Genomic DNA, 23,569 nt, shown 5'->3' with positions numbered 1-23,569 from the left:
CTCTTTGGAAAGTAAGGCTGAAGCCGCGCCATCTGCTCATCGGTCAGCCAGAATAGATTGCTCATGTTATACCCCTGAAACTCACGGGCATGAATCACGCAGGCGGGATGACGGCAACAAAATTAATAGGTCCAGAACCTAAAACGTGTTTCGCCCCATCATGGGCGCCTTTGACACAGGCAGCCGAATTCTTCTTTGCGGCCATGTCTATTGCGTTGAGCGCGGCCAACGCCTGCTCAAGGCAACCCAACTTGGTGGGCCCTTTGGCGTTCTGCGCCAATTTCCAGTGACTGTCGAAGTTTTTCAGCGCGACACCGAGCTTGCCTTTGTCCTTCAATGTGCGGGGCTGGTTGTCTTTCCACCATTTCTCGTTCAACTGCACCTGGGTAGTTTTGTCCATATCGCTTCTCCTAGTTACTCGGACCGTGTAGCGGACATTTTGCGATGTGACCCATCGCTCGGTCACCATAGCCTCGACGTCAATAACGGCGCTCCACTAGCTTGTGCGCGTTCGTCGTTTGGCTGATCTACCATAGGGTGCGGGACCAGCTGAAATCCTCCACCAAAAGTCACTTTTTCCTAACGAGACCTCAACCATGCGGTTAAAATTACACGTAAATTGCACCCGAGCGCCGGGCCTAGGTGTTTGATCCCAAGGTTTGATGGTGCGATCCATTCGATGGAATGGGAGGACGCACTACGGGACAAGTTAGTCACGGCAGCGCCACGTACTGTTACCCGGCAAGCGATTTGCGAGGCAAATCTGCCGAGATGGCACGCACGCTGTCCGAGCAGCAATACAGCGATCGCAGCATTCGATCGCGGAGCTGAATGCATCGTCCGGGGCAGAACCAACATGGGGTGCGTGCAGCCCGGCGCAATGGAAAACGCCATCGCCACCCTCAAAGCCCGACCGAACGGGGAGCGAAAGCTTGCGGAAACGATCAATGCATCACGGTGACCCTCTGATCTAACTGGGTTCACTATCCGTTGATCGCGTGTCAAAAACGCTCTGCGATCAGGATGGAAAGACCCGCCCTCTGACCGCGAGTGCGTTGCAATCCAGTTGTCAGACCAGACCGTTGCTCAACTCGACCAGATCGTCATCCGGGTCTCGTCAGTCGTCCATCAAGGCGCTTTTGCCAAAGGAATTCAAGCAAGGCGCCGCTGGCAACAAAAAGGTTCTTGTTGGTTCTGTTGGGCTCTTCTGTCGGCGGCTAGGAGTAAACTGAGGCTGCGGTTTACGAGGTCCCGTCCATTACCTTTCCCATATATTCCTCCTCCGTGATTGTTCCGCCATGCTCGGCCGCTTTTCCCTGATCGTCCTCATGCAGAAAATCCTGAATGGGTTCGATCCGCTTCCAGGCCGGGAAAGGTTGTTTGCCCTCGGCATCCGGCACATACATCGAATGGGGTTCTACCCGCTTGTGCTTGTGAATCATCCGCGCGCAATTTTGAAAGACGCGCGTTACCTCGACCACCGCGACCATGTTGCAGCCGGGAAAATGGGCCATTAGTTCGGGGTCTTTTGAAATTTTGGCGTTTCCCTGGACCCGAATGCGCCAGGGCGTTTCAAAGTCCATGAACAGCATGCCGATTTTACTGGCTGCATCGATATTTCCCATCGAGAGCCACATACCATTGCCATCATAATTCGGAAACACGATCCGATTATCGCCAAGCGATTTCACGAAACCGACAGGCCCGCCTTTGTAAGATACTGTCGGCTCTCCATCCGCAGTGACCGTGGACAAGAAGAAGTAGTCGCGGGTTTCGATGTATTCGATGTGATAGTCTTCCAGTTCATCGCGTACGATGGCCTTGATCACCGCATGTGACAGCTTTCCATGGCCATTCTCGGCCTGGAGCCTGCGCTGCGCATCGGTGTAGAATTCTTCATGCGTTGGGATGGCGGGTGTCGGTTCTGCCATGTTCGGATCCCCTGTTGAGGCAGTCAGATGACTGATTGGGACAGCCATCTGACAGCGGTTTACTCGGCGGCTTCCAGCGTGTCGGTCGCTTCGGTGACCTCTTCCCAGCCGGGGGCGTCGTCGAAGCTCACAACCGGGCGCTGCTTCTTTCGATTGATCAAAAGCCGGGTACAATCGCGCTTGGCATAGTGTCCCGCCGGATCAGCTGCAGCTTTGGCATAGCCGATCATGTGCAGGTCGATATCGGCATACATGATGCCTTCCTGATCATGCGGGATACGCTCGCCAATCTCCGATCCGTCCGGCGCATAGATCGCGGTGTAACCGCCACCAACTGGGAACAGCGCCTCTTTCTCGGGGTTTCCCTCGCACAGCAGGTCCTGCATTTCCTTGGTCACCAGCGAACAGGGCGCCAGCACAAAGCACGAGCCTTCGACCGCGTAGATCATCGAAGCGGCATTGTTCACCTGATGCCCCAGCGCATAGGCAGTGCCTTCGTAGAGCGCCAGATTCGGCCATGCGGCGCAGTGAATCTGCTCGTGTTGCGCATACATGGCGTATTTCGACAGCGGTTGCAGATGCTCCCAGCAGGCCAGTTGGCCCACACGCCCGATCGAGGTATCGACCACATTCAGGTCTGATCCGTCGCCCTCTCCATAAACGGTGCGCTCCACATGCGTTGGCTTGAGCTTGCGGCGGCGGTTGATAACTGCGCCGGTCTCGTCGAAATGCCACTGCGCGATGTAGAGCGATCCGCCGTCGCGTTCCGAGCAGCCCATGGACAGCTGGATATTATTGTCGCGGCAGGCTTTTGCCAGGCGCGCCTCCTGCGGGCTGCCCGCTTCGATCGAGTTGTCGAAGTAGCGCCCGACAAACTGCATCTGCCAGGCTACCGGCCCCAGCCATATATAGTTGGGATAGCCCGGCAACCACGTTTCGCTAAAGGCTATCAATTTGGCGCCATTCTGAGCCGCCTCTTCGATGAGACCGATGGCTTTGTCGATGCCTGCTTCCAGATCAAGAAAGCAGGGAGCGGCCTGAACGGCTGCGACTTTGGCTTGCGTAGACATGTTGGTCCTCCGTGTCATTGATAGGAAGACTGCCTGTACAGACCGCGGCGTGCTTTTGGATTTGAGCAGAAAAACTTGCGTTTTTGGGCGGACCCCGCATAATTGGTTAGCTTTGGGACTAACTTTCATGGACAGCCAAACGCGCTACGACACAAGCGATGTCGCACCGAAAGACCGTTTCGCGTATTGGCGGGAATCGGTGTGCGATAGCTACGTGCAGCTTGGATGTGACACAGAAGACAGACGAAATTTCCGAGGCTTAATCGAGATCGCGCACCATTCGGTCCTGTCGATTTCGCGCGTGGCGGGATTGTCCCACAGGGTAGATCGCCGCAAGCGTGATATCCGGTCCGCCTCGGATGCCTATTTCCTGCTGAGCTTGCAGACCGCCGAGTCCTCGACCGTGACTCAATTCGGAAAAACTGCGGTTTTGCGTCCCGGCGACATGGCGCTTTATGCCAGCACCGATCCCTACACGCTGCAACTGTCCGACGAGTTCAGCCAGACGGTGGTGCAATTGCCATTCTCGAAGCTGGTCGAGCGGCTGCCCAATGCGGAAATGCTGACGGCGCGCAAAATCGACGGACAAACCGGCATCGGCAAGCTGGTGCGCGAGAATATTCTGGCCTTTGCCGACCACATCAATTCGCCGAACCTGATGCTGCAAACCCTGTTGCAGGACACTCTGATCGATTTGATCGCGACGGGGCTTGCGTCTCACGGGACGAGCAGTATCGAACTGTCATCGCCCGAGCAGCACGTGATGCTGAGAGCCAAGTCGTTCATCCGCGCCAATCTTGGCGACCCCGAACTTGACCGCAATCGCGTGGCGGCAGAGATTGGCATGTCGGTGCGGCGGCTTAATGATATCTTCGCAAAAGACGATGAGTCGATCAGCGCCTTCATTCGTCGGATGCGGCTGGACGGTGTGTCCGCTGACCTTAAAGACCCCCGCTTCGACCACCAGTCCATCAGTGAGATCGCATTCCGCTACGGGTTTTCGAACATGCAGAATTTTTCGACGATCTTCCGCGCCCGGTTCGCTCAAAGCCCGCGCGCCCATAGGGCTAAGTCAAGCTAGTTGAGGCAACAATAGCGCCCGCCTCCGCCTGAGAAATAGCCAGATTGCTGCTTCTTGGACACCCACGATCTCTGCAGCTTATTCCCTTTTTAGCTTGGCGTTGCTGTCATGGGCTCCCTGAAGCACCCATCGAGGGTCAGCGAGATTGGTCGCAGGTCGGCACGCTCATCCTCCCGTATGGCATAACGTGCGCTCTTTACCCGGGCAAATAATATCCTCTGAACCGGATGGCCTCGTAGGTAGAGCAGCATTCCAAGACTACTTCGTGGCCACCTATGCGCAGCGCACCCGCTCAATGGTTGCCAAAAAAATCTGAGCCGTTTCTCGCCATTGGGGCAGAGTGGAAGAGCGCCGTACAGACAACTGGGAGAGCTCCTCTGCTTCGCTTGGGTCCTGGAGGACCCCTTGCAAGGCATCTGCCAGGCGCTTGGAATCGTCGGGAGGAACGAGGATCGCGGCATCGCCAACCGTTGTCGGCACAGCACCGGCACGGCAAGAGACGATTGGCAACCCATACATCATCGCTTCGCTCAGCACCATGCCGTAGCCTTCGTAGCGCGTGGCCAAGGCAAACATTGATGCTGCATTGAAACGGGCTGTTAGGGCATCCTGCCCGATCTCGCCCGCGAAACTTACCCGCTCCTCTATATCAAGCGCGCGGGCCTGCTCGTGTAAGGCGGCGGCATAGACCGGGTCGTGTGCCCTGCCTACGATTTCAGCCTGCCAGGACAGGGTGTTGAGTTGTCCCAATGCGTCGAGCAAGACATCGTGGCCTTTGCGTGGCGCCAGAAGCCCGACCGAAAGAACCAGTGGCGGGTCGGTGGGCTTGCGGTTGACGACTGGCCTATCAAAACCAGGCGGCGCGACGGTGATCAGATCTGCATCTGCGCCGAAATCGCGGCATAGAACACGTGCTGTTTCAGGGCTCGGAACAACGATGTGATCGGCGTGACACAAAGCGGCAGCTTCGTTTTGCAGCAGAAAGGCGGAACGCGCTTTTGACAGCCCGGTTTCGAGGCCAAGAGGGTGGTGAATCATCGCAATGATTGGCGCGTGGACCTTGGCAAGACCGTCGGGATCAATTGCGCCAAAGACAAGGCCATCCAGTATGATCGGCTGGCCCGAAGGCACAGAATACAACGCATCCAGTGCCGTTGCCATGTCCGCAGTCGTCGGGTCGGGAAAGCTGTCCGGCAATTGCAGGTGCATGGTTGTGCAACCCATCTCGTTCAATTCACGCAGCACACGGGCTTCGTAGATGAAGCCACCGGTGCGGCGATCCTTGTCTCCGGGGATGGCAAAAACGGCTTGGGTCATGAGAGCTGCTCGCTGGCATATATGTGCAGAACCGCGCGCTCCAACGCCGCGACAGCCGCATAGACCGCCACGGCCACAACCGCGAGGACGGCGACGCAGGACCACAGCATATTGTAGTTGGACGTGCTTGCGGTCATGGCCATCAGAACGCCGACCCCTTTGCCGGTGGCAAGCCATTCCACCGTCGTGACCGCCAGCAAAGCCGCCGGAACGGCCATGCGGGCGGAAGCAAAGAAGGCTGGCAACATCGCCGGGATTTGTGCTGCGCGCAACAGGTGCCAGCGACCGGCGTCATAGCTTCTGAAAAGATCGACAATCTGACCGGGTGTCTGACGCAGACCCTGCTGGCAGGCGACAAATGTAGGGAAAAAGATCATCACCGCGACAACGACCATCGTCCCGATCAGACCGCGCCCGAAGGCGAGCACCAGAAGGGGGGCTGTCGTGATGATCGGCACAGCACGCAGCGCGACGGCAACCGGCATCGTCGCCCGGCTCAACGCAGGCGACAAAACCAGCAATGTGGCCAGCCCGGAGCCCAAGGCGAGCCCGGCCAGATATCCGGGTGCGGCAAAAGACAAGGTCTCGGCCAGAGCCGACAATAGTGTGTTCCGGTTTCCCGCATCCATCAGGAAGGCCCACACATCGCCAGGGCGCTTCGCAAAAAAGCGGTTGAGGTTGAATGCATCCATCGAGACTTGCCACAGGACCAGCACCAGGGCCGTAACGAACCCTATCTCGATCATACGCATCCAGGCGCGCGGGCGCGTCGATGCTGCAGGTGTATGCAACAAAATGACTGGCCTGTATCCGACCATATGCTGGCCAAGCCAGCCAATCAGACCATAAGCGGCCATCGCGATGAGCGCCGAAAGAAGCGCAAGCGCCCATGTCGCGTCCGTATCCAACCCCCGCATAGCGCGCAAGGTCAGCACACCTAGCCCGCGCTCGGCTCCCGTGAACTCGCCGATCATAGCGCCTAGGAAGGCGGCAGGCGCGCTGATTTGCAGGCCTACAAAAAGATAGGGCAGACTGGCCCGCGCCCGGACACGGATAAGGGTCGATACCGGGCCCCGATCATATATTCGCATCAGGTCCGTCCACGATTGCGACACTGCGCGTAAACCGACGAGCAGCGCAAGCAGGGTGGTGTAATACACCGCCAGGGCGGCGAGCGTGATCTGCGGCCCTGCACCGGGTCCGAACAGAACACGCAGGATGGGACCACTGGCGATCAAAGGCATGCAAAACACAAGCAGGGAAAGGGCAGACAGCGTGCGTTCACTGCGGGGAAAGACGGTGATCATGGTGCCCAGTACCACCGCCGTAAGGTTGCCCCAGACAAACCCCCACGCCGCATTGACAGAGGTTTCCAACGTGGCACGGCCCAGCAGCGCGGCATTGTTTGATATGTATCCCGCAATTGCCAACGGACTGCTGATCAGCAGGCTGTCTGGTACCACGCGCAAAACACACTCCCAGACTGCCAGGGCGGCACAGATCCACAGCACGGGGCGCAGCATGGTCATGCGCCCCCCTCCAATGCCGCAAAGACCGTTCGCGACAAGGCCGCGAACTCGGCGGTCTCGACAAGGCTTTTGTCGCGCGTGCCGTTCAGTTCAATCGGGATGTCCGCCACCAGCCGCGCGGGACGCGGTGACAGGACCAGCACGCGATCGGATAAAAGCACCGCCTCCTGCACTGAATGAGTGACCAGCACGACAGTCGCACCTCGGGATCGCCAGATCGGCGGTAGATCTTCGTTCAGCCGTCGGCGCGTCATCGCATCAACTGCGCCGAACGGTTCGTCGAGCAGTAAAACCCTGGGGGCTGAAATCAGGCTGCGCGCAATCGCGGCGCGCTGGCGCATACCCCCCGACAGCTCCGCAGGGCGATGGTCTGCAAAGCCATTGAGCCCCACAAGGTCGATCAGCGCATCGACGTTACCTGCCGGCTTACGCGCCAGCTCGGCGCCAAGTGCGATGTTTGCGCGGACGCTGCGCCAAGGCAGCAGCGACGGATCCTGGAAGGCCATGGCCAATGCGCCTCTCTGAGCAACGGTCTTTGGCGGGTCCGCCCCCAACCTGACCGTCCCGCTATCCGGAGCATCGAGCCCGGCAATCATCCGCAAGATAGTGGATTTTCCGCACCCGGAGGGACCCACGAGGGCTGTTGTCTGCCCCGCGGTGAGCGTCACGGAAAACGGGGCAACCACATCCGTTGCGCCAAATCGTTTGGTGATGCTATCGCAATGAATGTCCAAGCAGGCCATGCCGCGGCAATCCTCGCGCGGGATCAGCCATGCACCTCTTCCAGGATCGATCGGTCCCATAGATCCGCCGACACATCGCGCCCGAGCAAGGCCAACGTTTCGATATTCGCCGCCACGGTGTCATCGGTGAACCAGCCAAAGCCCTTTTCGGCTGTCAGGTCTGAAAACATCAGCGGGACTTGCCGTGCGGCCTGCAGCTTCTGCGACTGCGGGTCGAGGCCCGCATCGGGGAACATCTCGACCGTCAAAGCCGCAGCGGCATCCGTGTCGGCCACATAGTCATTCCAGCCCATCACCTCGCCCTTTACTAGCGCAACCAGATCGGCGCGGCGGTTGGCGATCGCCTCCTCGGTCGCGATATAGGTTTGGGAATGAAGGGCATAGCCGTGATCCGCCATCAGCATGGTTGTGTTGTCGACGCCCTGCACGGTCATCGCGACCGGCAGATCCGTTTCCCAGCACAGCAGGCAGTCAACCTGGCCACTGACGAGCGGAGCGGGGTCGTATTGCGTCGGTACGATCTCGATATCGTTGATGTCGACATCGTTCAGCGTGCAAAGCGCCTGCAACACCGGCGTGTTGGCGACCGCCATGCCGATCCGCCTGCCCACAAGATCGGCGGGCGTGTTCACCGGGTTGGCGGTCAACGATGCGATTGCGAAGGGGTTCTTCTGCATGGCCACGGCGATGATCTTGAACGGTGCCCCTTCAGCGACGGCGGCGGCGGCATAATCAGCGGCGGATATACCGACCAACGCTGTGCCAGAGACCACCGGCGGCTCAACCGGTGCGTTCGGGCCGCCCTGGCTGAGCGATACATCAAGGCCCTGATCGGTCCAGTATCCCTTTTGCGCCGCAATATAGCTGCCGCCGAACTGCACCGAATGCAGCCACGAAAGCTGGAAATTAACCGATGTGGCAGCAAAAGCGGGCACGCCTGCGGCTGTGGTGGCCACCCCCGCGGCACTGGTTTGCAAAAAGAAGCGGCGGGTGAGGTGAGCTGGCTGTGTCATGGTAGGTCTGGTTTCCCCTTGGTTGAGAGGGTTTCGGAAAAACTCTGGGCGAATGGGATGGCAGCGGCGGGTAGGGCCGCGACGAAAATCACCACACCATAGGTGATCCCGGTGGCGATGCCCGCGCTGGAAGGCGCGCCGATGATCGGAAAGAGCGCCGCAGCGGCCCCCTCTCGCCAGCCCCAGCCGCCAACCGACAGCGGGACCATCATCGCACATAGCACGAGCGGGATCAGCGTCGCCCACGCCTCGGCCGGGATAACGGTGCCAGTCGCTCGTGCGCAGGCATAAAAGCCGAAGATCAGGCACAGCGTCGTGATCGCACCGTGGAGAAGAATGACCGGTCGGCCGATCAGCCTAAGAATCATCTGCATAAAGCGTCCCATCGCATGATCGCGACGCGAAACGACCCATGTCACCACACCGCATCCTGCAAGGACCATCAAAACAATCCAGCCCAACCGGGTCCAGGCAGGCCCTCCGGGCATCAAGAGTGCTACGGCAAAGCCCGCAAACATGAGGCCGAGAATGGCGATCTGGCCAAGCAGCCGTTCGGCCATCACCGATTGCGCGGCGCTGGTCAAATCCGCAGCGCCGCGGGCGCGAAACGCGCGCGCCACGTCACCCGCAACCCCGCCCGGCAGCACCGAGTTGATGAGCTGGGCGAGATAATACTCACGTAGGGCAAACAAATAGCTGAAACGAATGCCGAATGCGCCGGCCGTGACTTTCCATCGGCTCGCCATCAAAAAGGTAGCGGCCGTGACAGCCAGTAGGGACAGTAAGGTCCAGGTCACGTCCGCGCCGCGCAACCGCGCTAGCACCTCTGCGGGGTTGGTCCACCACAACAACGCTGCAAGACAGCCAACTGAAACCGCGAGCTTGATCCCTTGAGCTTTCATTGGCCTGCCATCTCCGAAACCTGCGCGAGCGTGAAAGCCTCTAGAAAGTCATTGCGAAAGCTGTCCATGCGCCGCACCGGACCGTCAGCGGCGGGAACAAGCCCATCGGTCCAACCCCAGTGGTCAATCAGTCTCAGGAGCTTCGGGGGACCAATCATGTGCGCGGCGACATCCATGTCGTCGCTGCCCGCCACAAAACCCGCGGCCTGGTGATCGCCCACTACGATGACCAGCGGCGCCTCATCGCCAAGGCGCGCCACATGTGAGAACGTGGCCCGCAACGCGTAATCCACCGACCGGCGATAGGCATCGCGGACGGCATCCCGGTCGCGCCAGAGGGCCTTTGGCTCAGGTCCGCGGGCCGCCATTTCATTGAAAATCGTTCCGTCTCCGACCTTCTCCCAAGGCACCATATCCGGGATCGGTGTCCAGGGCGCATGCGAGGAGATCAGGGCGATTTGCACGAAATCAGGGCGCGGATCGGGGGGCAGGAGCGCGGGGTAAGTGGCTAAAGTGAACTGGTCGGGCATCGTGACCCAACGAAATCGTGCGCCTTGATATGGGATATCCGCCGCAGGGATGACCGTGTCAAAGCCCATGGCACGGCTTTCCGGCCATCCCATCGTGATCGCGGGCATGATGGCACTCGTGCGATACCCCGCATCCTGGGCGAAGTGAAACAACCACTTGTGACCGCTGGCCAGCATAGCGTTGTAGCGCCCATTATCCGACGTCCAAAGCCCACTGGCCAAGGCCCCATGCGCAAGCCAGCTTTGACCGCCAGAGGTGGGTGATGTCAGCCAGCCGCTCTTCATCGCCATGCCTGATCGCGTGATCTCGGCCTCGGCCTCGCGCAATGTTTCCAGATGCGTCGGCGCATAGAGCGGATTTTCAAAACTGGCCCGCCCGTAGCTTTCGATCCAGATCAATATCACGTCCCGTCCGTCGAGTGCGTTCAAGAGGCCCGTCGTGTCAGCGTAGGTATCGCTTTGGGCCTCTGCGGTAAACCGTGCGAGTTCGGTGGCGGTGCGTTCTAGCTCAATTCCGCGTTTGAGCGTCAGGCGCGTGGTCCACGCGCTGCCCGGCGGACTCTTGTCAAAGCGCCAGTACTCCAAGTGGTGCCCCACATCTGCCGCAGCCCAACCTGCGCCTAGCAGCGCCAGCACCGCCGCCGACGCGCGCAGCGGTCGGGTGAGCGCGTAGGTGGCCCAGATGCGCAGGCTGCGCTCAAGTGCCAAAAAGAGGAGTATGAGCAATCCCGCAGTGCTGATGACCGCCAATACGGTCAGTACGCCTCCGATGCTATCGCGCAGCAGCGACAGACCCGCCCCAATCAGAAAGGTATCGAGGATTGGATTGAACGTCCGGTTGAAAGCGCTGAGCATCGCGATGTCAGCGACTTTGATGACAAAGGCCACCAGCAGCAAAAACGCAAAGATATAGCTCGCGCCCCAACGCCGCCCGATGGCCAGCATCCCCAGAAGCAGCACAGGCAGTTCCAGCGGCCAGCGGTTCAGCGCGCTCCACGCCATTGCGTCGGGATGGTTCGGCAGGACGAGAATGGCAAAGATTACCGCCGCCGCAATTGCCGGTGTCGCGACGCGTCTCATGCAGCGCGCCTTATGAGCCAAAGGACATCAACCAAGAACGACCAACTCAGCAACAGGGCCGCAATAGAAATTGCAGGCGGGACGGCGGCCTGGGGTGTCAGAGGAAAGATCAAAAAGATCAGCGCTGCAATCTGAACCACACAAATCGCCTTGCGTCGGAAGGCTTGCGGAAGGGGCGCTTGCAATGCGGACCAGAAGAAGGATGCGCCGACAAAGGCGTAGCGCATGAAGCCGAGGATCAGGATTTCGGGGCCGGTGGTCCCGCTGGTCAGGAGCCACAAGGAGGTTACCGCACCCAGCGCGGCATCCGTTTCCATATCGAACCGCCCACCGAAATCGGACACAAGGCCCGCACGCCTGGCCAGCCAGCCATCAACGCCGTCCAGCGCAAAGGCCGAGCTTGCCACGGCAAACACCACCCAGGCGGACACATCGGGTGAAACAAGCGCGCCGGTCAGAAAGGCGACCATGGCTGCGCGCGCTAGGGTGACGGCGTTACACACACCTAGAACCGGGTGTGGGTAGCTGTTGACCAGAGCGTAACCCGCCACGATCACGGCTCCGACAAAGACCAAAAGGGCAACCGTCGCCGTGCCGAGTGTTAGATGTGCCGCCAGCGCCAGCACCGCGCTCAGAACTGCGGAGACACCCAGAAAACCGAACAACGGTGTGCGGGTCTCAAGTGTCTGCGCGACAAGATGCGGTGTACTGCGAAACATGTGTATTTCCACTCAATTCGTCTTCTTACTTAGCTCTGTATGCAGCATTCGACACCTCGGATTGCTCATGGCCGCGCGGACTATTCAAGTATATCACGGAACTGTGACCGCCGCCGCCAGCGGCAGATGGTCAGAGGCGAGGGCCACCTCGGCCGAGGCCACGGCGCGCAGCTCCCGAACCTCGCCCGGCGCGTCGGTCAGGATACGGTCCAGTGGTAAAAGCGGTCGCGTGCTAGGAAAGCTGCGGCAAACAGGGCCACGAAACGCAGTGCCCACCAGCCTGCGATTGAGCATCAGCCCGCCCCAGGGTCGCCACTCGTTCAAATCTCCCAGCAAGATGGTTTGCATGGGCGGGCGGCGGCGCAGGTATTGACCGATGACCCTCATCTGTATGATGCGCAAGGGCTGCGACAGGGACAAATGCGTGCTGATGAGCCGCAACGGGCGTTTGTCAAAGGTTACCTCGACAGACACGGCGCCGCGGTGGCAATGCCCCGGCAGATCGATCACGTCGGCCCGCATGCGTTGCAACGACTGCGACATAAACAGGATTGTGCCAAGAAACCCGTCGCTATCGGGTCCCCATCGTAACGCCGGATCGTCGACGTATTCTAGCTTCGTGCGCGCGGCGATGTCATGCACATCGAAAATACCCGCGTGGGGCGGACAGTCCCCATCTGCTTCTTGCAAGGCCAGAACATGAATATCCAAAGGTGTTAGCGAATGATCAATTGCCTCTACAACACGTCCGGGATCGACGCGGCCGTCACTGCCTTTGGCGCGGTGAACGTTCCACGTTGCACATCTCAACTGTCCGGCCTGCATCCGATCAAACCTGCCTTGTTTCCTAACCGCCCTATATGGCACGGTACCAGAGTTTGACTGCACATCCCCAGAGGCGCTGCGCTCGCCAGCCAAGCTTCCCTGCGCACACAGAATAGGACACATAGCATAATGCGTACCTTCCTTGCCACGACGGCTTTATTCACCACCTTCGCTGCAGCCGCGCAGGCCGACATGGCGCGCTATGAGCTCGATCCCGAACACACGGCCATCTACTTCACCGTGGATCACATCGGCTTCGCGAAGACGCTCGGTATCTTCATCGACCTTGACGGCAGCTTCATGTATGACATCGACACCCAAGAACTGGGCGATGTCGCCGTGACAATCGGTGCGGGGGCGGTCGAGACGTTCAACGAAGCGCGCGACAGGCATGTGCGCAGCCGTGATTTTCTGAATGTCTCGGAACATCCCCAGATCACATTTGTCGCGAGCGGCGGCACACGCACAAGCGATGTGTCAGGCACGGTCACCGGAGATTTGACGATCCTCGGCGTGACCCGGCCCGTGACACTTGATGTGACTTTGAACAAGGTCGCGGATTACCCGTTTGGTCATCAGCGCGAGGTTCTGGGCCTGTCGATGACCGCCACGATCCAGCGCAGCGATTTCGGCATGACCTATGCCGTGGAGAACGGGCTGGTCGGGGATGACGTCAGTATCAACATCGAAACCGAAGCGATGAAGATGGAGTGATCACAGCCCGGGTCGGCAACGCTATTGGGATCGGGCTGGTGCAAACATACCCAATGCAACGGGTTTTGGCGGTCTGGTGCCCGGAAGGCGCTCTTGGCGAGAACCTCTGTGGATTGGCAACGCCAGCAATTGCGCTGTTACGTACGAGGCACGAAACCCTGCGGAACTTCGGTGGCCCGACAAGCCTCTCTTTGTCATGAGCCACCTATATACAGGTGGCTAACGGCCCGTGTAGCGAAGGCGTTTCAAAAAAACTCAGATTAATTTGAACCATCCCCTGGTGGCCCACGACCAACGCATATCCCGATGAATTCGGGCGCATCGATCTTGTGGCCTCATGCTCCGGTCAGCGCTCAAAACCCAGCCGGGATGTTTGTTGAAACGTTATAAGGATGGATAACCCAATGCCCAACTTCAATTTTTTTAATCTTATTTTTGGCGACAAAAACGCCCATGGCACAGACAAGAATGACCTGATTATTGGAACGTTCGGCAATGACAACATTTCTGCAAAGGGCGGAGACGATGTCGTCTTTAGCCTGTTCGGGGATGATCGGATTTCGGGCGGGACCGGCAACGACAAAGTCTTTGGCGGTTTCGGAGAGGACACAATCGAAGGTGGCGACGGAGAGGACAGTCTGCTGGGGGGTGTCGGTGACGACGTTGTCATTGGCAACAAGGGCGACGACACAATGTTCGGCGGCCATGGTGACGACCTGCTGGTCTGGAACAATGGCGATGGCTCGGACCTGATGGTCGGTGGCAAGGGCTATGACGTGCAGCAGGTCAATTTCGACACCGATCTCGTGGATGACGACCTGCAAAACGACGATGTGGCCGAGTTTTCGGTGACCGATAATGGCATTCAATTCGCCCGCATCGAAGTGAACGGCCAGACCGAACGCGGCCTGTTCGAGCTCGATATCCGCCAGACCGAGATGCAGGAGACCAACTTTGGCGGCGGCCACGACACGGCGGTGATCACCGGCACCGTGCTGGACGAGATCAAGCTCGACCTCGACGGTGGCGACGGTATCGACACGCTGGATCTGTCGCAGGCTGCCGATGCGGTCAAAGTGAACCTCACCAAGGGTGAGTTGAACGGCCACGCCGCGGAGAACTTCGAAAATGTCGTGGGCACGGACTTCGACGACAAGATCGTCGGTGACAGGGAAGACAATATCCTCTCTGGTCAGGACGGCGAAGACAGGCTTGTTGGTCGGGGAGGCGACGACACCCTCATCGGCAACAAGGGCGACGACAAGATGTTCGGCGGCCATGGTGACGACCTGTTGGTCTGGAACAATGGCGATGGCTCGGACCTGATGGTCGGTGGCAAGGGCTATGACGTGCAGCAGGTCAATTTCGACACCGATCTGCTGGATGACGACCTGCAAAACGACGATGTGGCCGAGTTTTCCGTGACCGATAAAGGCATCCAATTCGCCCGCATCGAAGTGAACGGCCAAACCGAACGCGGCCTGTTCGAGCTCGATATCCGTCAGACCGAGGTGCAGGAGACCAACTTTGGCGGCGGCCACGACACGGCGGTGATCAACGGCGCCGTGCTGGACGAGATCAAGCTCGACCTCGACGGTGGCGACGGTATCGACACGCTGGATCTGTCGCAGGCTGCCGATGCGGTCAAAGTGAACCTCACCAAAGGTGAGTTGAACGGCCACGTCGCGGAGAACTTCGAAAATGTCGTGGGCACGGACTTCGACGACAAGATCGTCGGTGACTCGCAGGACAACGTCATTCGCGGTGGTGCCGGCAATGACATCATGCTGGGCGGCGACGGCGCAGACACGTTTGTCTTCTTCGAAGAGGATACCGGCATCGATCTCATCCTCGATTTTGAGTTCGGCGTGGACCGGTTGGAATTCGTCACAAACGATCCGAATGTCACGACCGACAACCTGCTGGGCAACTTGAGCCAGGTTGGCGATCATGTGGAGATCGCCCTTAACAACAAGGTGATCACCGTCGAAGATGCGATGGTCAACGACTTTAGCGCCGCTGATTTTCTGATTGCTTAGGTTACTTTAGTACTACGGCGCGGCCCCGCCAGCGGAAAGCTGGCGGGGTTTTTTGGTGTCCGACAGCATCATCGTCCAGAGCAAGAGCAAGCTTCATCTCGCCCGATTGGCTGCAGCCCTTGCGCGAGAGAGTGTGCCGCCGGTCAGTTCGGCCGGCTGAGCAAGCAACGCTCAAAAGGGGCCTTGGTTCAGTCGCTGCAGATGTCATCTGCAAGGGCAAGACCATATCCGAACATCGCATCGCGCCCTTCTGGGCCGAGTTCTGCGCTGGTCGTGGCAAGCCGGTTGCGCACGTCCGCAACGCTGCGCGCCGCGATGGCAGAGGGGTCGGCCACCAGGCGCGCGGTGACAAAAGGTGTGGCAATCGATGTGCCCGTGACAAAGCGCGGGCGCCCCTCAATAGGAACCAGGATATCCACACCCGGTGCCGCGACATCCACATGTGAACCACGCACGGCATCACGGTAGATACGCCCGCCTGCATCCACAGCCGTGACTGCGATCACTTCGCCAAAACCCGCCGGATAAAGCGGATCAACCCTTGGCCCGTCATTCCCGACCGCCGCCACCAGGACAAGCCCACGATCAGCCGCTCGGTCGACGGCCAGATCCAGAAGCTTGTTATAGGGTCCCGCAAGAGCCAGATTGACGAACCGGACATTCTCTTCTGCAAGCCAGTCAAGGGCGCGCACCAATGCGTCGGCGCCTGCAACCGGGCCAGTTGCATCAGACTGGCCGAAGACATTCGCACCGTAGATTTTGACCCCCCGAAGGCGATCGGGGTCTGCCAGAATAGCTGCTACATCCGTGCCGTGTGTCGCGGCAGCGGCATTCCCATCGAAAAACCTTCTGGTGACGACCTCCGCCCCTTGCAAGGCAGGCGATGATGTATCGATTGCGGTATCGATCATGCCGATCGGCGCCCGCGCGCGACATCCTCCTTCTTGCCAGCGCATCAGGGTGTCAGCATAGTCCAGCGCCCCAGGGGCTCGTGTCCCTTGTTGCAGGCGGTAGGCATGGTTGATGCCAACCGTGGATCCGGGAACTGCGGCTTCCAAAGCCTCAATCGCCTCGGCTCCGGTGACGCCATCGGGCATTCGAAAGGTCAGCATCGTCAGGTCAAGCCCGTCGAGGCGGGTCGTATCAAGCTCTTGATATCCGGTCGATTGGGCTGTCTGGCGCATCCGGCTGGCGGATTTGGCATTGGGCAGCAGCGCAATCACCTTGCGCGCCCCGACAACGTCTGTCCGTTCGGCTGCGGGGCCGGTCCGCACTTGTGCTGGCGTGCAACTCATCAGCGTCAAGCCAAGACAAAGCACAGCCAGAGCCTTAGACCTATGTGCCGTCTGAAACATGAACCGCCTTCCTCCTGAAAGGGCAGCGCATCACAGCCTCGCCCCAGGCAAATTTGTCGTATTGATCTGCGTGTTGGTTCACTAACGAGCTAAAAACCGGTTGCTCGACACAAATAACTTTGAACCGCTTAAAGGGATTGTGCGACAAACAAGTGACCTTTGCAACGATGTGGACGACACGGCATGGAGCGCGACCAGGACATACTTGACTACCTGCAAGACCGGTTTGGCCCCTCGGAGCGCGAGGCGTTTGAAAAAACGATGGCACAGGATGCGTCGCTTGCCGCCGAGGTGGAGGTCATGCGGGCGGTCCGAAGTGAGCTTGGCACTTCACCGAAGCACGAGAATGCCGAGGCGGTCTGGGATCAGCTGTCAGCCGAGATCGATGGCACGCCGCGCGCCGCCAACGATAATCGCCAGCCCTGGCAGCACGTGCTGCGCTATGTTGCAGCTGCCGTCCTCGCGATTGCCGTCTGGCAGTTTGCCATCGTGCCACGCCTCGGTGAGGCACCCGGCGGTTTTCGAACAGCCAGCGAACAGCCCGAGGAATTCGTTCTGCAGGTGAAGTTTGTCGACAGCGCGCCTTTCGGTGACATCTCCGACCTGCTCGGCACGCTCGGCGGGGCGATCTCGGACGGTCCAAGCGCACTCGGTCTGGTCCGCCTCTCATTCCCGGATGCCGCAGCGCGCGCAGAGGCGCTGGACGCGATGCGTGAACAGGTCAATATCGTGGAGCTTGTTGCAGAGTAGCGCAGTTACCTGCGCAGGCCCTTTTCAAGACAGCGCATCAGCGCCTGCTTGGCATGGTGTATCCGTGTCTTGATTGTTCCGACCGGGACGTCTTCGACTTCTGCAACCTCGGGATAGGTCAAGTCTTCGAGGAACGCGAGGCGAATGGCAGATTGCTGCGCACCGGACAGCCCTTTGATGCAATGATGTAACCGTGCCTTTTCCGCTGCGGCAATGGCGGCAGCCTCGGGATTGGGCTCGATATCCTCAATGTCGGGCATTTCGTCAACGAAAGACAGCCTGCCACGCTTGCGCAGGGCATCAACCAGTTTGTTGCGTGCGATGGAGAAGAGCCAGGTCTTGACGCTCGACCTGCCGGCAAAGCGGGATGCGGACCTCCAGACGTCCAGCATGGTGTCATGCACGCAATCCGATGCGAGCTCTGCATTGCCATAGCGCGAGGCCGCGAATGCGTAGACGGCATCGTTGTGGCGTATGTAGAACGCATGCATTGCGCGTTTGTCACCAGCACCCACGCGTTCAATCAATTCGGTATCATCCATGGTCGTTGGTCCGTACCAGGCTGAAAATCGTGTCCAGACGAGGGATGCCACCCGAAGGACGCGGGTTCAACAGCTAACTTCTTGCTGTACAAACCCACCGCTTCATATGTCGGGAACTTCCTCTGTGAGTGGTCACCTTAAGAGAATCGCAAGTAGCCGAGCCTCCCCTTTTTGACCAGTCTGGATTGAGTCTCAGGGCAGTGTCGTCCGGTCCTCCGTTGGGCTGTGCCAGCTGGCGGGTGCATGACAGGGGGCAACCAAAAGCGTGCTGGCAAATCCACCGGCCTATAGGAGACATTGAGAACAACTTTTTGCGCTGCAATCGCGGCCCGTCATTGCTGATTGGGTGGATGGCTCCTGCTCCAACCGGCGTCGCAATGCGCCATAGTGCGGGTGTCTAAGTCTGCTTTTGAGAGGAGCCACCCCATGCAAGTTACCACAATCGGCGTTGATTTGGCCAAGAACGTTTTCCAGGTCCATGGGATCACCGCCACAGAGGAAGTGGTGTTCAACAAGCCTTTACGGCGGGCGCAGTTTCTACCTTTCTTTGCAAAATTGGAGCCTTGCCTGATTGGCATGGAATCCTGCAGCAGCGCACATCACTGGGCGCGCGAACTCACGGCCCTGGGCCACGAGGTTCGGTTGATCCCGCCGATGTATGTGAAGCCATACGTCAAACGCGGGAAGTCTGATGCAATTGATGCCGCAGCAATCTGTGAAGCGGTTACTCGTCCGACTATGCGCTTTGTTGCGATCAAGACAGTCGAGCAGAAATCCCTACTCTCGCAGCATCGGGCGCGTGATCTTCTGGTGCGCCAGAGAACGCAACTCATCAACAATCTGCGTGGTTTGGTTGCCGAGTTTGGCATCTTTTTCCCACGAGGCCTCGCCCGGGTGATTGGGTTTGCCGAAGACATCACACTTGGTGAAGTTCTCAATCTGCCCGACATTGGCAATGAAGTGATCCACAATCTGTGCGAGCAACTCATGGCTCTGCACAAACGGGTCCGCTGGTACGAAGATCGTGTCAAACAAGTCGCCAAAGAGGATGCGCGTGTTCGTCTTCTTCGCACGATCCCCGGTGTTGGCGCTGTAACGGCTTCTGCAATCATCGCCAGCATTGAAGACGGGCATCAGTTCCGCAATGGTCGGGAGTTCGCTGCCTGGCTGGGCCTGACGCCGGCGAATAAGTCCAGCGGCGGCAAGGAGAAGCTCGGACGGATCACCAAGATGGGCGACCAGTATTTACGATCGTTGCTCGTCGTCGGCATGACGTCATTGGTCCGACAAACGCGATCCCACCCCGAACGCGCCAGTAAGTGGCTGACATCATTGCTCGAACGCAAAGCCGCCCGCGTTGCAACTGTCGCGATGGCCAACAAGGCCGCCAGGATCGTCTGGGCAGTGCTCACCCGCAACGAACCCTACAGCCCACGTGCTGCCGTTTGAGACGAAAGGAATAATGAGTTAGCAAGACCCGCGAGATGATGGTGCATAAGTCAGCCGCCAAAACCAGGACACTCCGCCGAATGGCGCGGGCATAATAGCCCGCATTGCTGATAGGAACTTGGTTTGCGGAACCCATCAGGGCCAGCGGTCAAAACCGCGCAAACAGGCCAGACACATAACTGCTTCTGACAAATGTACAAATCAGATCAAAAAGGACTTGCTATGCAGGAGCCATCCACACAGGCCATTCGCTGCGCGTGCGAAATTACTTGATGGTCGAGCTCACAGATCGCGGACTTTGCTGCCGTTGGATGTCTCAGCAACAATCGCTATGTTGTGCAGTTGAGCAACTTAGCGAGTCTTAGTTGAAGAAGTTGATCATCACAGGAGCAAACGGCGTCGGAAAAAGCCACTTCGCTGATAAGTTGGCGATGGTGCGACCAGAAGTTCCTGTGATCTCTTTCGATGCAATCAAACTCGAAAAGGACTGGCAACAACGGCCTCGTGCTGAGATAGACGTTACCCTGGCAGGAGAGCTTGAAAAAGAGGCATGGATACTTGAGGGCGGGCCAAGCCTTTTGGCTCAAGCCGTTGAAAAGGCTGACGCTCTTGTTTGGCTAGACCCACCGGAACATGTCAGGGCGTGGCAGCTTGCGACGCGCCCGTGGACACATCTTGGTAGCACCAGACCAGAACTACCACCCGGCAACATCGATTGGCCTTGGCAGCAGTACAAATTCGCGCTTCGCAGCCTAAAGAACAGGTCGAGATTCCGCACTTATATCTCAGAAGTATTCAGCAGTGCGGATAGGCTTCAAAAGTGGCGATGTCGCAACGAAAGTGATCGTAAGACAGTTGTTACCCAGTGGGCCAAAGCTCAAGATTGAGAAACCGTTTGGGCTCGTTCCCGACCTAGGATACGGCGCAGCGTTTTGTGATGTGCTACGTTAGTCAACGTCAGGTTGTCGTTCTGGGAGGGCATGGCGGATCGGAGGATCAGTCATGGAAACACCAAACCTACCTGCCGTTCGCGCACTTCGCCCTGCATGGAACAAGGGTCGCATCGTCGGTCAGAAACGACCACTGAAACCCAAGCACGTCTGGGCGACTCGCGTTCGCCTTGAACTAGCCGAGAGCCATCGCGACCTTGCATTGTTCTGCACTGCTCCCCAACCTTGGACCGCCGGAATCTGGATTTTTCCGGTTCTTTTCACGATGACGGGCTGGTGACGCCATCGGGATAGTGCATGGCAATCGGAACGTTGTAACCGATGGCGCTGTGGGGTCTGGTTCCCGAGCGATGAGTGCGGCCTGACCTTGTTGTAGTCGTATCGCCAAAGGGCCAGCTTGCGCCTTGCATCGTCCAGGCTGTCGAACATCTCCTCGTTCAGGAGTTCGTCGCGCAGGCTGCCGTTGAAGCTTTCGATGAAGGCGTTCTGCTGGGGCTTGCCCGGGTCGATATAATGCCAGTCGACATTGTTGTCGTTCGCCCATTTCAGGATCGCCCAACTGGTGAACTCTGTGCCCCCTCTCGGCAGATTTGCGGTGCAAATCGCCGCATCTCGCCTGTCTGGACGCAGGATCACTGAACCTACGAGAACCAAAACCAACTGCGACGACAGCGAAAAACCCACATGCGAAACCCCTATCGTTTTAAAAAACAAAGGGTTGCGTAGAAACCGCTTCGATTACGCCGAATATGTCGGGAGTTCGAGCCTCTCACGACCCACCGTCTGCTTCACCATTGAGAGACCGAACGTCCTGAAGTGCTACACGACATGCGCTGTCGTGTTCACGCCAATGAATCCAAAAGTTTGATTTTTTGGCCTTCGTTGTACAACGTGTAGCACCTGGCGCGTAAAGATGCGTCTCTTGGCGTTTCATATTATTTCGCTTGGTTTGCAATGTCCTGAAATAATTTCGAAAAAAGGAACCTTTGGATGACCACCACAGTCCAAACCACCAATCTCATTGGAACGATCACGCAGCGCACGCTTGGCACGCAGGACGCGTTATTTGTTGTCGAGGGCGTTATTATCTCCACGGCTGGCGGGTCCACTACAATTCGCGGTACCGGCGGCGAAAACTCTCTTTATGTTGATGGTACAGTCATCAGCGACGGATATACGGCCCAGATGAGCGGCGGCGACAATGTCGTCAGTGTGGGACGCGAAGGTGTGATACGTTCCAACAATGAAACGGCCGCAGATACAAACCTCTTCTTGGCGGGTGGCAACAACACGTTGACCAACGCGGGTTTGATTGCGTCAGAGCGCACGATTGCGGTCTTGACCATTGGGAGTGATAACGAAGTTATCAATACCGGGTCCATCATCGGCTCAACCGGCGTATTTTTGGGACTTGGCGGAGACGCCGGCGATCGCGTGATAAACTCAGGGACAATCATCGCGACAGATGTGAACCCGCTCACGAGCGTGCGCTACAACCATGGCGTTTTCAGCGAAGGTAACAACACAACAATCATCAATGAAGCAGGCGGCTTGATCCAGGCCAGTTACGAGATGGGATCAGGCGTGTCGCTGGGAAATGGAGGAGCTAACAGCGGAATTGGGTCTGTTGTCGTCAATCATGGCGCGATTACCTCTGCCCAGTATTGGGGCGTGGATTTCTTCAACCTGGGCGGCGATGGTTCGGCATCATTGCTAAACACCGGCTTGATCCAGGGTGCCGAGGGCTCTTTCCGGGGCGATGAAGAATCCGACGATGTCGTGAATTCGGGACATATGATTGGCAATGTCGCGCTTGGCCAAGGCGATGACGTATTCGATGGCCGCGGCGGCGACGTGACCGGACAGGTTTTGGGTGGAGCTGGCTCTGACATCTACTACATCGACGACGGGTCGATTGATCTGGTGGAACTGGCGGGCCAAGGCACCGACCAGGTGTTTGCCGGGTCGACCTATGCGCTGGACGCCAATATCGAGCGGCTCACTCTTTTGGGGAGTGAGGATATCCATGGTTTTGGTAACACGTCGAACAATACGATCATTGGAAATGGTGGCGACAACCGTCTGAGCGGCTTCATTGGAAACGATACGCTGAACGGACTTGATGGCGATGATCTGATCCGCGGTGGCCTTGGCAATGACACCATGAACGGTGGCACCGGCGATGATACGATTTCCGGCGGCGGCGGCAATGACGTCGCGAACGGTCTGGCCGGAAACGATTTATTGCGCGGGCGGTTGGGGGATGACACGCTCAATGGTGGTGTAGAAGACGACCTGCTGTTCGGAAATGGCGGCAGTGACATCCTGAACGGCGGCCTTGGCAATGACACGCTGGTTGGCGGCCATGCTCAGGACACGCTGAATGGTGGCACGGGATCCGACACATTTGTGTTTCGCTACATTGAGGACAGCCGGAACGGCTCTGCCGATAGGATCAACGGATATGTACAGGGCGTCGACCAGATTGATCTGTCACAGATCAGCAGCATGGCCGACACCGCCTTTTTCGGTGGTTCCCTCAGCGGGTCGGGCAATGCTGAACTGCGCATCCTCGACAATGGCACAGACACGCGCATTCTGTTTGACAGCGATGGCAATGGTCTTGCGGAGATGCGAATCAATGTGCTTGGCGTTGTCGGGCTGGAAGCCGAAGACTTCGTTCTGTAAGACCGCTTTTGGTTGGGCTTGAACGGGCCATCACCGGAGGCGGGAGCGGCAAACATCAAAACGAGAATAGCGCTCGCATTCGCACCTCCTGACAGAATGCCAGCGCAGCCACGAAGGCGTTAACAAACGACCGCACAAGTGGAATTGACGGGAAACAGGGGGCTGATGGTCACCACCTTGACCGCCCGAACAAGCACCCTGACCTGAGCCCCAAGTTTCCTCCATCTGTCTGAGAGTCCTTGGGGTTTGGTTGATGTCCTTACGCGGCCAGTTTGTCCATGTTTGTTTTCTCAGCAAATTCTCTCGGCGTCAGATTTCCGAGCGCCGAATGTGGTCTGTTGG

Annotated in this window: 20 protein-coding genes and 2 pseudogenes; 8 read left to right on the top strand and 14 right to left on the bottom strand. The window is 58.4% G+C overall.

Annotated features, from left to right (window positions below; all coding sequences use genetic code 11):
- Nucleotides 1-94: 94 nt before the first annotated feature.
- The 3 genes from AB1E34_RS24935 to AB1E34_RS24925 form a co-directional block, all read right to left on the bottom strand.
- On the bottom strand, nt 95-400 hold the full coding sequence (locus AB1E34_RS24935) for a hypothetical protein (RefSeq protein ID WP_372574998.1): 306 nt from the start codon (nt 398-400) through the stop codon (nt 95-97).
- Between the two features lie 841 nt (nt 401-1,241).
- The gene (locus AB1E34_RS24930; RefSeq protein WP_372574997.1) at nt 1,242-1,931 is read right to left on the bottom strand and encodes a pyridoxamine 5'-phosphate oxidase family protein; all 690 of its coding nucleotides are present in this window, start codon (nt 1,929-1,931) and stop codon (nt 1,242-1,244) included.
- 59 nt (nt 1,932-1,990) lie between these two features.
- A complete protein-coding gene (locus tag AB1E34_RS24925; RefSeq protein WP_372574996.1) occupies nt 1,991-3,001 on the bottom strand; it encodes a carbon-nitrogen hydrolase family protein in 1,011 nt (336 codons plus the stop codon).
- Between AB1E34_RS24925 and AB1E34_RS24920 the strand changes: the two genes are divergently transcribed.
- Nucleotides 3,000-4,082 (top strand): AraC-like ligand-binding domain-containing protein, encoded by a 1,083-nt coding sequence (locus AB1E34_RS24920; protein WP_372574995.1) that lies wholly within the window; start codon nt 3,000-3,002, stop codon nt 4,080-4,082. The genes AB1E34_RS24925 and AB1E34_RS24920 overlap by 2 nt on opposite strands.
- Before the next feature lie 273 nt (nt 4,083-4,355).
- Here the strand turns inward: AB1E34_RS24920 and AB1E34_RS24915 are convergent, their stop codons facing one another.
- The 8 genes from AB1E34_RS24915 to AB1E34_RS24880 all read right to left on the bottom strand — a co-directional run bounded on the left by AB1E34_RS24915 (nt 4,356) and on the right by AB1E34_RS24880 (nt 12,725).
- Nucleotides 4,356-5,399: a glycosyltransferase family 4 protein gene (locus AB1E34_RS24915; protein ID WP_372574994.1), complete on the bottom strand. Its 1,044-nt coding sequence runs from the start codon at nt 5,397-5,399 to the stop codon at nt 4,356-4,358.
- Nucleotides 5,396-6,928 (bottom strand): ABC transporter permease, encoded by a 1,533-nt coding sequence (locus tag AB1E34_RS24910; RefSeq protein ID WP_372574993.1) that lies wholly within the window; start codon nt 6,926-6,928, stop codon nt 5,396-5,398. The genes AB1E34_RS24915 and AB1E34_RS24910 overlap by 4 nt, the downstream gene beginning before the upstream one ends.
- Nucleotides 6,925-7,671: an ABC transporter ATP-binding protein gene (locus tag AB1E34_RS24905; RefSeq protein ID WP_372574992.1), complete on the bottom strand. Its 747-nt coding sequence runs from the start codon at nt 7,669-7,671 to the stop codon at nt 6,925-6,927. Before AB1E34_RS24905 ends, AB1E34_RS24910 begins: the two co-directional genes overlap by 4 nt.
- A 23-nt stretch (nt 7,672-7,694) precedes the next feature.
- Nucleotides 7,695-8,684, bottom strand: a complete 990-nt coding sequence (locus AB1E34_RS24900) for an ABC transporter substrate-binding protein (protein ID WP_372574991.1) — start codon at nt 8,682-8,684, stop codon at nt 7,695-7,697.
- A complete protein-coding gene (locus AB1E34_RS24895) occupies nt 8,681-9,586 on the bottom strand; it encodes a lysylphosphatidylglycerol synthase transmembrane domain-containing protein (RefSeq protein WP_372574990.1) in 906 nt (301 codons plus the stop codon). The genes AB1E34_RS24900 and AB1E34_RS24895 overlap by 4 nt, the downstream gene beginning before the upstream one ends.
- The gene (locus AB1E34_RS24890) at nt 9,583-11,196 is read right to left on the bottom strand and encodes a sulfatase-like hydrolase/transferase (protein WP_372574989.1); all 1,614 of its coding nucleotides are present in this window, start codon (nt 11,194-11,196) and stop codon (nt 9,583-9,585) included. The genes AB1E34_RS24895 and AB1E34_RS24890 overlap by 4 nt, the downstream gene beginning before the upstream one ends.
- Nucleotides 11,193-11,915 (bottom strand): CDP-alcohol phosphatidyltransferase family protein, encoded by a 723-nt coding sequence (locus AB1E34_RS24885; protein ID WP_372574988.1) that lies wholly within the window; start codon nt 11,913-11,915, stop codon nt 11,193-11,195. The genes AB1E34_RS24890 and AB1E34_RS24885 overlap by 4 nt, the downstream gene beginning before the upstream one ends.
- A 93-nt stretch (nt 11,916-12,008) precedes the next feature.
- Nucleotides 12,009-12,725, bottom strand: coding sequence for an endonuclease/exonuclease/phosphatase family protein (locus tag AB1E34_RS24880; protein ID WP_372574987.1), 717 nt, complete (start codon nt 12,723-12,725; stop codon nt 12,009-12,011).
- 144 nt (nt 12,726-12,869) lie between these two features.
- Here AB1E34_RS24880 and AB1E34_RS24875 point away from each other — a divergent pair, with 144 nt between their 5' ends.
- Nucleotides 12,870-13,454 (top strand): YceI family protein, encoded by a 585-nt coding sequence (locus tag AB1E34_RS24875; protein WP_372574986.1) that lies wholly within the window; start codon nt 12,870-12,872, stop codon nt 13,452-13,454.
- Nucleotides 13,455-13,846: 392 nt separating this feature from the next.
- On the top strand, nt 13,847-15,493 hold the full coding sequence (locus tag AB1E34_RS24870; RefSeq protein ID WP_372574985.1) for a calcium-binding protein: 1,647 nt from the start codon (nt 13,847-13,849) through the stop codon (nt 15,491-15,493).
- A gap of 188 nt (nt 15,494-15,681) precedes the next feature.
- Here AB1E34_RS24870 and AB1E34_RS24865 read toward each other — a convergent pair whose 3' ends face one another.
- Nucleotides 15,682-16,788, bottom strand: coding sequence for a S8 family serine peptidase (locus AB1E34_RS24865; RefSeq protein ID WP_372574984.1), 1,107 nt, complete (start codon nt 16,786-16,788; stop codon nt 15,682-15,684).
- 243 nt (nt 16,789-17,031) lie between these two features.
- Here AB1E34_RS24865 and AB1E34_RS24860 point away from each other — a divergent pair, with 243 nt between their 5' ends.
- Nucleotides 17,032-17,598, top strand: a complete 567-nt coding sequence (locus AB1E34_RS24860) for a hypothetical protein (RefSeq protein WP_372574983.1) — start codon at nt 17,032-17,034, stop codon at nt 17,596-17,598.
- A 5-nt stretch (nt 17,599-17,603) separates the two neighbouring features.
- Here AB1E34_RS24860 and AB1E34_RS24855 read toward each other — a convergent pair whose 3' ends face one another.
- The gene (locus AB1E34_RS24855) at nt 17,604-18,140 is read right to left on the bottom strand and encodes an RNA polymerase sigma factor (RefSeq protein ID WP_372574982.1); all 537 of its coding nucleotides are present in this window, start codon (nt 18,138-18,140) and stop codon (nt 17,604-17,606) included.
- Nucleotides 18,141-18,566: 426 nt separating this feature from the next.
- On the opposite strand from AB1E34_RS24855, the gene AB1E34_RS24850 reads away from it, so the two are divergent.
- The 3 genes and pseudogenes from AB1E34_RS24850 to AB1E34_RS24840 form a co-directional block, all read left to right on the top strand.
- Nucleotides 18,567-19,589, top strand: coding sequence for an IS110 family RNA-guided transposase (locus tag AB1E34_RS24850; protein ID WP_372574981.1), 1,023 nt, complete (start codon nt 18,567-18,569; stop codon nt 19,587-19,589).
- Between the two features lie 365 nt (nt 19,590-19,954).
- Nucleotides 19,955-20,476: a P-loop NTPase family protein gene (locus AB1E34_RS24845; RefSeq protein WP_372574980.1), complete on the top strand. Its 522-nt coding sequence runs from the start codon at nt 19,955-19,957 to the stop codon at nt 20,474-20,476.
- Nucleotides 20,477-20,591: 115 nt separating this feature from the next.
- Nucleotides 20,592-20,747: pseudogene (locus AB1E34_RS24840) on the top strand (integrase); the annotation flags it as partial.
- Between the two features lie 110 nt (nt 20,748-20,857).
- On the opposite strand, the pseudogene AB1E34_RS24835 reads toward AB1E34_RS24840, so the two are convergent.
- Nucleotides 20,858-21,115, bottom strand: a pseudogene (locus AB1E34_RS24835) (integrase core domain-containing protein); the annotation flags it as partial.
- Between the two features lie 414 nt (nt 21,116-21,529).
- Here AB1E34_RS24835 and AB1E34_RS24830 point away from each other — a divergent pair.
- The gene (locus AB1E34_RS24830; protein WP_372574979.1) at nt 21,530-23,227 is read left to right on the top strand and encodes a M10 family metallopeptidase C-terminal domain-containing protein; all 1,698 of its coding nucleotides are present in this window, start codon (nt 21,530-21,532) and stop codon (nt 23,225-23,227) included.
- Nucleotides 23,228-23,569 lie beyond the last annotated feature (342 nt).

Origin of the sequence: Ruegeria jejuensis (assembly GCF_041537905.1) — a bacterium.
In the GTDB taxonomy this organism is placed as follows: domain Bacteria; phylum Pseudomonadota; class Alphaproteobacteria; order Rhodobacterales; family Rhodobacteraceae; genus Ruegeria_C.
Note: the sequence above shows the minus strand (reverse complement) of the source record. Positions and strands in the feature narration are given on the sequence as shown.

Coding starts and splice junctions, on each gene's coding strand:
- AB1E34_RS24915 (WP_372574994.1), bottom strand. CDS start 5,399: ATGACCCAAGCCGTTTTTGCCATCCCCGGAGACAAGGATCGCCGCACC.
- AB1E34_RS24920 (WP_372574995.1), top strand. CDS start 3,000: ATGTTGGTCCTCCGTGTCATTGATAGGAAGACTGCCTGTACAGACCGC.
- AB1E34_RS24910 (WP_372574993.1), bottom strand. CDS start 6,928: ATGACCATGCTGCGCCCCGTGCTGTGGATCTGTGCCGCCCTGGCAGTC.
- AB1E34_RS24865 (WP_372574984.1), bottom strand. CDS start 16,788: ATGAGTTGCACGCCAGCACAAGTGCGGACCGGCCCCGCAGCCGAACGG.
- AB1E34_RS24935 (WP_372574998.1), bottom strand. CDS start 400: ATGGACAAAACTACCCAGGTGCAGTTGAACGAGAAATGGTGGAAAGAC.
- AB1E34_RS24930 (WP_372574997.1), bottom strand. CDS start 1,931: ATGGCAGAACCGACACCCGCCATCCCAACGCATGAAGAATTCTACACC.
- AB1E34_RS24905 (WP_372574992.1), bottom strand. CDS start 7,671: ATGGCCTGCTTGGACATTCATTGCGATAGCATCACCAAACGATTTGGC.
- AB1E34_RS24855 (WP_372574982.1), bottom strand. CDS start 18,140: ATGGATGATACCGAATTGATTGAACGCGTGGGTGCTGGTGACAAACGC.
- AB1E34_RS24900 (WP_372574991.1), bottom strand. CDS start 8,684: ATGACACAGCCAGCTCACCTCACCCGCCGCTTCTTTTTGCAAACCAGT.
- AB1E34_RS24850 (WP_372574981.1), top strand. CDS start 18,567: ATGCAAGTTACCACAATCGGCGTTGATTTGGCCAAGAACGTTTTCCAG.
- AB1E34_RS24895 (WP_372574990.1), bottom strand. CDS start 9,586: ATGAAAGCTCAAGGGATCAAGCTCGCGGTTTCAGTTGGCTGTCTTGCA.
- AB1E34_RS24925 (WP_372574996.1), bottom strand. CDS start 3,001: ATGTCTACGCAAGCCAAAGTCGCAGCCGTTCAGGCCGCTCCCTGCTTT.
- AB1E34_RS24870 (WP_372574985.1), top strand. CDS start 13,847: ATGGATAACCCAATGCCCAACTTCAATTTTTTTAATCTTATTTTTGGC.
- AB1E34_RS24830 (WP_372574979.1), top strand. CDS start 21,530: ATGACCACCACAGTCCAAACCACCAATCTCATTGGAACGATCACGCAG.
- AB1E34_RS24885 (WP_372574988.1), bottom strand. CDS start 11,915: ATGTTTCGCAGTACACCGCATCTTGTCGCGCAGACACTTGAGACCCGC.
- AB1E34_RS24875 (WP_372574986.1), top strand. CDS start 12,870: ATGCGTACCTTCCTTGCCACGACGGCTTTATTCACCACCTTCGCTGCA.
- AB1E34_RS24860 (WP_372574983.1), top strand. CDS start 17,032: ATGGAGCGCGACCAGGACATACTTGACTACCTGCAAGACCGGTTTGGC.
- AB1E34_RS24890 (WP_372574989.1), bottom strand. CDS start 11,196: ATGAGACGCGTCGCGACACCGGCAATTGCGGCGGCGGTAATCTTTGCC.